This is a genomic window from Thalassotalea sp. 1_MG-2023, from assembly GCF_030546745.1.
Lineage (GTDB): Bacteria > Pseudomonadota > Gammaproteobacteria > Enterobacterales > Alteromonadaceae > Thalassotalea_C.
The window spans coordinates 1-567 of sequence record NZ_JAUOPD010000073.1 but is presented as its reverse complement, the minus strand read 5'-3'; the positions used below and the strand labels follow the sequence as shown (position 1 = coordinate 567).

Here is a 567-nt window from a genome sequence, read left to right as displayed (position 1 = left end):
CCTTTTAGTGTTAAGGCAAAAGGCATGTTGTAGTGACTCGCTCCACTCTCTATCTGGTCTAACATCCACAAGCGTTGTTGTGCGTAAGACAAAGGAATTGTTTCACGGTTCTCGGTCGGCTCAATACGAGGCATCTGTTGTGACTCATCAGGATGACTTAAAAAAGCAATTAACTCCTTTTTGAACTGGCGAATTTGCTGAGCCAATTCTGCCGTTATGCTGCCCTTAGGTGACTTAGTCTTTAAAGACCCTTGTTCTACAAGAATGTGAATACCTTTTTCATTCAAGTTTTGAATTAGCTGTGACGCATTTACCATGAGAATTCCTCCAAATTTTCATCGTCATTCACCAATCGTGTGTTTTGTTGCAACACTAATAATTCGTCAATTAAACTAGCTTGTAGACTTAGCGTTGAAGACTGGAGTAATTGCGGTATAGAAACGTCAACATCAAAATGGTCACGAATCACATAAGTGAGCCTTGTAACCAGTAATGAATGCCCGCCAAGCATAAAGAAGTTGGCATCTCGGCTGATTTGCTCAACACCTAATAAGCCTTGCCACAACG

Annotated in this window: 2 protein-coding genes; both read right to left on the bottom strand. The window is 41.3% G+C overall.

Annotated features, from left to right (window positions below):
- The coding region (locus Q4489_RS18260) for a hypothetical protein (protein WP_303483402.1) at positions 1 to 317 on the bottom strand (317 nt) is incomplete at its 3' end.
- Positions 311 to 567 (bottom strand): phosphopantetheine-binding protein (locus Q4489_RS18255; RefSeq protein WP_303483399.1); only part of this gene is annotated, 257 nt, incomplete at its 5' end. The genes Q4489_RS18255 and Q4489_RS18260, both read right to left, overlap by 7 nt.